Raw genomic sequence first — 8,093 nt, 5'->3', positions numbered from 1 at the left:
TTCTAAGAGGTCATAAATCACACCCCAGTTTCTACCTGCTTCCAGGACCGCCCGAAAATAATTATCACCAAAAGAATTTAACAATCTTACAAAAGCCTCACGAGTATTTGGTAATTTTTTCCGTTACTAATCGCTTACCATCTTCATCCATCACCGTTATGGTAGATGAATGCTTATGGACATCTACACCCAGGTAGAGATAATTTTTATCTTCGGCCATTAGTACCTCCTGTTTAACTAATTTTATTAAAAATTCCGCATATGGGAATAACTATTTTTCATTATATCCTTGACACCGATAAAATTAACCATATAATATGTCTTATGAAAGAAATAGAAAATCCATCTTGGCGGGAGTTTTATAAAGAAACAGTCACTTTTAAAAAATTCTTAAAACGCATAATGTGTAATCTTGAATTAATTTTTTTAATTATCAAACGAATGCCCCGTTCTGTAGTTGAAATTGGTACCGGGACTGGTGCTTTAAGTGCTTTTATTAGCTGGTTCTTACCTACGGTGGTCGCTATTGATAATGATAAAGAAGTTTTAAAAAATGCCAAGAACAATTGCAAAATTTTTGGTAGGAAAATCAATTTTGTTGCCGCAGATGCATTTGCTCTGCCATTTAAGGACAGTGTTTTCTCCCTATGTTTTTCTCAGGGGTTTTTTGAACACTTTCAGGATAATGAGATTAGAAATTTGATGATGGAGCAATTACGGGTATCTAAGCAGATAATAATATTTAGTGTGCCGTCCGACAAATATCCTGTTAAGCCATTCGGCAATGAAAGATTATTGTCTCCTTCAAATTGGCATAAGATAATTCTTTCTAGTCTTTCGCTTAAATCATTTCGTACACAGGTAAGATATTGCCGAGTAGATATTGAAGCCTTTAAATATTTTTTTACTACTAAAAAATGGCATGGATTTTTTGAAATAATAGGATTTCTTAAAATTATTGGCATCGAAAAGAATAAATGAAGTTCGCCTTGATCAATGACCAGCCATTTTATTCCGGAATGGGTAAATATGCATTCAAGATATTTGAATTGTTGAAAGAAAAGTTTGCCCTTGATTTTTTATTGCTGGATTATAAAGATAGGGTATTAAGGAATCAAAAAGGTGATATTATTGCTCAGGATAAAAAATTCCCGCTCTTTGATAATAAACCATTTTTCTGGTATAGAATCCATAAAAAGTTTCCAGAATATGATTTGTATCATTTTGCCAATCAAAATCTATCCTTTTTAATCTCAAAAACAAACTCTATTATCACCTGTCATGACCTTGCACCGTTGATAGTTCCTGACCATCCTTCAGAAAAAATCTGGCGGCGCCTTATTTATTATGGACTGAAAAAAGCACAGGTTGTTCTTGCGGATTCAGATTCAACAAAAAGAGATTTGATAAGAATCTATGGTATCTCTGCAAAAAGGATAAAAACAATCTATCTTGGGGTCGAACACAATATCTTCAGACCTCTAAACAACAAGGAAATGCTGAAAAAGAAATTAATGATTTCCGAAGATTTTAAAATCATCTTGAATGTGGGAACCGAAAAATACAGAAAAAATATACCCGGGGTTATACAGGCTTTTGCAAGACTTCTATTTGAATATAAAAATTTAATTTTAATAAGGGTCGGTAAACGGACTGTCCGAACATTCCGGTTGATAAAAAGACTGGGCATTGAAAATAATGTAAAATATTTTGAAGATGTTACAGAAAACGAACTTCCAGATTTTTATAATGCCGCAGATATATTCGTAATGCCTTCTTTTTATGAAGGTTTTGGGCTTCCCGCCCTTGAGGCAATGAGTTGTGGGACTCCAGTGGTGGTTGCCAATACAAGTTCTCTGCCCGAAATCGTGGGTGAGGCAGGATTAAAAGTAAATCCATATTCCGTGTTGGAAATTTACGAGGGTATAAAAAAATTGTTGGATAATCGAAGCCTTTATTCTGAGCTAAAAGAAAAGGGCATTACCCAAGCAAAAAAATTCACCTGGCAGAAGACAGCAGATGAAGTTGCTGAAATCTATGAAAACTTTACTGATTAAATATAGAGAATTTCCATTCTTCGATCGTTTTAGAATAATGGGATTGTTGAATTATTGAACATTTTAACTATAATTAATAATGGAGTCCGGCAAACAATTCTCATCAATCTTAAAGAAAATAGTTTTCTGGATTATTATTTTAATTATATTCTTCTTTTTGGGTAAAAACCTTGTTCAGACCTGGCAGGAGATACCTTTCGATAAATTAAAAATTAATTTCGGTTTTATCGTCATTTCATTCATACCAATTTTTTTAAATTTTCTTTACGGTGCTTATTTATGGCAGAAAATTTTAGCAAATCTTGGGGAAAAAATTTCATTTAAACACTCCTTGTCTATAACCGGAATTTCAATCCTTGGAAAATATTTACCCGGCAAAGTATGGTATGCAGCAGGTAGGGTTTATTTTATAAGAAAATTGGGGGTGAAAGAAGAAAAAGGATTTCTGAGTATGGCGCTGGAAACTGGTCTTCTTTTGCTTTCTTCCCTTATTATTTTTATAATTTCACCATTGATTTACAACTTCGCTATATTAAGAAGTTATATCTTTCTTGCAATTATTCTAACCGTCTTTTTTATAATTGTCCTGCATCCGTTTTTTGCAGAGAAAGTTATAAATTTTTTATGTAGAATAGTAAAACGTCCTTTTGTAACACTGAAATACAATTATTTTTCAATGCTACTCCTCACATTATTATATGGAATCGCATGGATAATCTACGGCATTGGTTTTTTCTTTCTAATTAATTCATTCTATCCGGTTTTTTGTAGTAAATTAATTGATTTAACTGGTGTATTCGCAATCTCCTGGAATCTTGGATTTCTTGCGCTATTTGCCCCTGCGGGATTAGGCGTTAGAGAAGGTATATTAACTCTATTACTGTCTCTTTATTTTCCTAAACCGATTGCAATAATAATAAGTCTTTTGTCGCGTTTATGGATAACCGTCGCTGAAATTATATTTGCTATAATCTCAATAAAATTTTTGCCCGGGCAAACCTCGAAAGACAAAGTATTAACTTAGTTGTAATACATAGGTGTTGACATTTCAGGTATTTATTATATAATTTTTTGAGGAGGACAAATGAGACAATTTGCTATTATCTCACTAACTTTTATTTCCGTAATATTTTCTGCAGAATGGCAGATTACTGCAAATCCAACACCAAGGAGTATGGCAGTGGCAGTCACCGACAGTATCGGGCAACGCATGATTCTATTTGGCGGTGGTAATTATAGATTACCATGGGGCGGACACTTTAATGATGTCTGGATACTTGATTTTAACACTCAAACCTGGAAATTATTTCAACTTCCCCAACCTCTTCCAACACCTCGGCGCTCACCTTCCATGGTATACCATCCGATACTCAATTCTGTAATACTCTTTGGCGGCAGAGATGATTATACATTTTATAATGATGTATGGATACTCAATCTCAATCCGGGATATGAAGTATGGACCCAGATTTTCCCTTCTGGGACTCCGCCCGTAGCCCGTGATGCACATTCAGCGATATTTGACCCGGTAAACAATCGTATGATTGTCTTTGGTGGTTATGATGCAGGCGGAAATAACTTCAATGATGTCTGGGCTTTAAATTTGAATGATACAACCTGGATCCAGATAAATCCGTCTGGTTCGCCGCCACCAATAAGAGGTGCACATACTTCAATTTATGACCCGATTGCCCATAGAATGATTATTTTCGGCGGCAACAGCTCACCAATTTATAACGATGTCTGGGCATTGAATTTAAATTATGGCAATGAGTCATGGCAACAATTATCCCCTTCAGGCACATTACCCGGTGCCCGGACAAGACACTGGGCAGTTTATGATAATCAAAATCACGAAATGATTCTGGGATTTGGTTATGATTATCCAGGTTATATGTTATATTACAATGATGTCTGGGCTCTCAATCTGAATTCTTTAGTCTGGCATCAGATTATACCGAGTGGTGTAAACATTGAAGGCAGACGAGGTGCCTGTGCAGCTTATGACCCATTCCATCATAAAATCTTTGTTTTCGGTGGTGATCAGTATTATGACTATTATTTCGGTGATACATACGTGCTTACCCTTGATACGCTTGCGATCAGTGAAAACAAAGATAAAACAATCCTTCAATCTTATCTCAAAGTGCCATCTAATCCGGTAAAATTTCCTTGTCAAATCAATGCCTTTGTTCCGACCTGTCGTGATGGATTTTCATTGAGAGTCGTGGATGCCTCAGGAAAGGTGGTTAAAGACTTGATAAAAAAAGGATCTAATTCAGGCAATCATATCATTGCTTGGGATGGCTGCGATAACAATGGCAGACGGGTTTCTGCTGGAACTTACTTTATTCTAATGGATATTGATAATAAACTGAATTCCCAAAAATTGATCGTCATAAAGTGAAAAATCATTTTATTGATTGGTTTTTCGAAGATTTTTAATTAGTGCACAATTAACCATTATCGCAAATTCATACCAAGTTGGCTCATTATGAATGACCACATATCAACATCTTCTTCAATTTGTTCAGATTTTGTTGTCCCGCCTCCGTGTCCTGCATGTCTGCGAACTATTAATAAGATTGGTGCCTCGCCTGTTTGGTTTTCCTGAACCTTTGCTGCCATTTTCATGGCATGCATCGGATGACACCGTGGGTCATTATCACTTGCCTCAAAAAGGACTGCAGGATATTTTTGTTTTTTAACATTGTGATAGGGTGAGTACTTGATTAAATATTCAAACTGTTCGGCGTTATCAGCGCTTCCATACTCTTCAGCCCAAATATTTGCATAACTGTATTTATGGTATCTGAGCATATCAAGTAAAGGGACACCAACATAGACTGCCTTAAATAATTCTGGCGCTTGGACCAATGCCGCCCCGGTAAGCAATCCACCATTACTGGCACCACCAATTGCAAGATACTCAGGACTCGTATACTTATTCTCAATAAGGTATTCCGCCGCAGAAATAAAATCGTCAAAGACATTCTGTTTTTTATCAAGCATTCCTGCCTTATGCCATTCATCCCCAAATTCGCCGCCACCGCGCAGATTAGGTATTGCGATCATTCCACCAGATTCAAGAAAGACTCCATAATTTACGGAAAAATGCGGGTGGATAGATATCTTAAATCCCCCATACCCAGTCAAATATACCGGGTTTTTGCCATTCTTTTTTATATCCTTATGGTGCACCAAGAACATTGGTATTTTTGTTCCATCCTTTGAATCATACCACACCTGTTCGACAACAAAATTAGATAGCTCAATATCAATCGGTGGGCGATGATATAGAATTAATTTATCACTTTCAAAAGCGTATTTATAAATCGTTAAGGGATGGGTAAAAGAACTGAAAGAAACCCAGACATCAGGCTTTGACCAGTAGCCCCAGACCCAGGCACTCCCTATGGTTGGCAATGGTAGGTCTCTGATGTATTCCCCTTCTATGGTATAAATCTTTATGTTCGTATGGGCATTATGGATATAAACTGCGTAGAGATGCCCACCAATTGCTTCAATATATTCAAGGTGATCTTCAAACTCAGGAATGATTTCCTGCCAGTATTTCTTATCCAGCTTATCCAGAGTCGTTGAAAATACCCTTCCATTTGGTGCATCCAGATTTGTTTTTATTATCAATCGGTCCTCCACCAGAATTACGCTGTATTCGGCATCAAAACCCGTAGCAATCGGTTGCATCGGTTCACTGGTGCCTAATCTCTGGATATAAACTTCATTTTTGTAAAACATTGAGCGATAAAATAATACATATTTTCCATCCTCACTGACTACCGCATTATGAAAATATTCTTTTACTTCCGGATGAAAGAATATTTTTTTATCTTCAGAAGTTGGTGTACCCAGTTTATGGAAATAAACTGCATCCCAGTAGTTCTCTTCACCTTCAGGCACTGTGCCCTTCAATGGATTCGCAGTATAATAAAAACCTGAATTGTCCGGCAACCAGGCAACTCCGCTTTGGCGCCAACCCTGGAGTGAATCAGGTAATGTCCTTCCTGTTTCAACTTCCATTATTTTTATAATCGGATTTTCCTTTCCTGCTTCCTCTACGCTGTAGGCAATATATTTACCATCCCGTGATGGATAGACCGCGCCAAGGGTATTCAACCCCCATTGATTCGGATCAAATAGTAAAACTGATTCAGCATTTTCATTCTCTTTTGTATAATATGCCCAGCGCTCCCAATCCTTCTTTATTGCTGAATAAAATATTCGATCACCAACGAGAACTTGACGAGGAGCAGATATATCATCGTATCTTTTTAATTCAGTAAATCTCCTTTTCAACCATTCCCGCTGGGGAAGTTTATCAAGATATTCACGTGTCAGATTATTCTGCTGGGCAATCCATTCTTGAACTTTATCATCAGTAAAATTTTCTAACCACCGGTACTCATCAATAATTACCTTCCCGTGGATACAATCGGCGACAGGCACTTTTTTTGTCGAGGGAAATCTTTTTTCGGTATATTTCATGATGCACCCCATGTTAAGCAAAATAAGGATTAAATTAATTTGTATAATCGGCTTTTTCATATTTATTTGCTGGGCGATTCCAGCGTGAATTCGCCCACTGCCGAAAATTGTTCGTTACTCAAGAGATCGGTGGTTTTGGCAACAATTATATAATTACCCGGAGGCAAATCCATTGGATGATATTTTGCAGCAATATATGCCACATCACCATCACCGCTTTTAATATGGCTCATAATATCAACAATCTCTTTGCGCATTCGCTCTTTATTGTAAACTTCATAATCAACCCGTAGTAAATGTTGCCCTTTCTGCATTTTTAGATTATATACTTCATGATATATATAGAACGGGGTAGACACAGGAAGCGCTGCCTGAACGACTGGTATAACCCTGCCTACCGGCTTAAAAAATTTCTCATCACTTATTGCTTCATCAATCAATTTCGCAAAAACCAAATCACTTATTTTTTTTGCATCTTCTTTGTAATCAAGAAGATCAACTGAAAATTCTTTCCTACCATAGGTCTGTTCCTGCGGATTGAGGTATTCAATGGCTATTCTGTATTTCTGGGGTGCTAGCCACAAGTTTATCTCATCGTAATAAATAAAACTCCCAAATCCATTCGTCGGTATTAAGCTACTAAGTCTTTCCACTATTAGACTTTCAGCCTCATTATACACCTGCACCCTCCGGCGCAGCGGTGTATCCGTGGCAGCATCAATCTGAATGCTGGTGTATATCTCTAATCTAACCAAGTCCCGTCGTTGCCTAAATCGCCCGTAAGATATTGCGAAGTTTAATTTTTTGCCGAAAACAGTATTAACAAAAGCTATTTCTGTTGTGTCTTCTTTCAAATAGGGAATTCTTACGTGTTCACCAAATTCACTCTTTGCCACAATCTTATAGGCACGAGTTAGCCGAACGAAATCGAATTCTATGCCTTCATTTTTGTAGGTCCATATCTCGGCAGGCCGGACGAATTCCCTCGTCACAATTCCCACTTTCTTTTCTGGAGTTATTATATAGCGCCTTGTAGGATTTCCATATTTTACATATATGGGTATCCGGTCATCGGTAAGAGGCGCATATTTGCCGAATTCTTTAAAGGCAAACTCTACCCTTTTTTCAAATTCGCTCTGTTCTTCTTCTTTACCCTGCCAGTATTGTTCATAGAATGCTTTGCGCTCAACCGGTGAGGGCAAGTTTAAGTACTGATAAGCTGCAATTGAATCTATACCCCGCAGTCCCAAATAAATCTTTCTCTCTTTCTCCAAAAGCCGGTAGTACTTTGCTCCCAGGATATTAGAGGTACAACCAGCAATTAATAGAATCCCGAGAATGAAAGAAATGAAATTTTTTTTAAAAACTGTCTTTCTGTATAACATGATACACCCCATAAGTATAACCAGTTATTATTTTGTGTCAAGGATACGATTTGAATCAAAAATAATCTTACCGAAGTGGGGTTATTTAATCAAAATAAAATATCTTACCCAAATACTTGAAAACATAGGCACCCCTGGATATATT

At 36.9% G+C, this 8,093-nt stretch carries 7 protein-coding genes; 4 read left to right on the top strand and 3 right to left on the bottom strand.

Translation table 11 applies throughout. From position 1 onward, the window contains the following. Positions 1 to 97: 97 nt before the first annotated feature. Positions 98 to 220 carry a hypothetical protein gene (locus ABIL39_11965; GenBank protein ID MEO0166841.1) on the bottom strand — a complete coding sequence of 41 codons (123 nt, stop codon included), beginning with the start codon at positions 218 to 220 and terminating at the stop codon, positions 98 to 100. 104 nt (positions 221 to 324) lie between these two features. Between ABIL39_11965 and ABIL39_11960 the strand changes: the two genes are divergently transcribed. The 4 genes from ABIL39_11960 to ABIL39_11945 all read left to right on the top strand — a co-directional run bounded on the left by ABIL39_11960 (position 325) and on the right by ABIL39_11945 (position 4,464). After that, the gene (locus ABIL39_11960; protein MEO0166840.1) at positions 325 to 981 is read left to right on the top strand and encodes a class I SAM-dependent methyltransferase; all 657 of its coding nucleotides are present in this window, start codon (positions 325 to 327) and stop codon (positions 979 to 981) included. Further along, positions 978 to 2,057 (top strand): glycosyltransferase family 1 protein, encoded by a 1,080-nt coding sequence (locus ABIL39_11955; protein MEO0166839.1) that lies wholly within the window; start codon positions 978 to 980, stop codon positions 2,055 to 2,057. The genes ABIL39_11960 and ABIL39_11955 overlap by 4 nt, the downstream gene beginning before the upstream one ends. A 79-nt stretch (positions 2,058 to 2,136) precedes the next feature. After that, positions 2,137 to 3,081: a lysylphosphatidylglycerol synthase domain-containing protein gene (locus tag ABIL39_11950; protein MEO0166838.1), complete on the top strand. Its 945-nt coding sequence runs from the start codon at positions 2,137 to 2,139 to the stop codon at positions 3,079 to 3,081. Positions 3,082 to 3,141: 60 nt separating this feature from the next. Next, positions 3,142 to 4,464: a kelch repeat-containing protein gene (locus tag ABIL39_11945; GenBank protein ID MEO0166837.1), complete on the top strand. Its 1,323-nt coding sequence runs from the start codon at positions 3,142 to 3,144 to the stop codon at positions 4,462 to 4,464. 56 nt (positions 4,465 to 4,520) lie between these two features. On the opposite strand, the gene ABIL39_11940 is transcribed toward ABIL39_11945, so the two are convergent. Further along, complete coding sequence (locus ABIL39_11940; GenBank protein ID MEO0166836.1) at positions 4,521 to 6,563, bottom strand: prolyl oligopeptidase family serine peptidase; 2,043 nt, start codon at positions 6,561 to 6,563, stop codon at positions 4,521 to 4,523. A 62-nt stretch (positions 6,564 to 6,625) separates the two neighbouring features. Continuing rightward, positions 6,626 to 7,948, bottom strand: coding sequence for a GWxTD domain-containing protein (locus ABIL39_11935; GenBank protein ID MEO0166835.1), 1,323 nt, complete (start codon positions 7,946 to 7,948; stop codon positions 6,626 to 6,628). Positions 7,949 to 8,093: the final 145 nt, after the last annotated feature.

It is taken from the genome of candidate division WOR-3 bacterium (assembly GCA_039802205.1).
Lineage (GTDB): Bacteria > Hydrothermota > Tepidihabitantia > SM23-42 > JAOAFX01 > JAOAFX01.
This window is presented reverse-complemented; position numbering and strand designations above follow the sequence as displayed.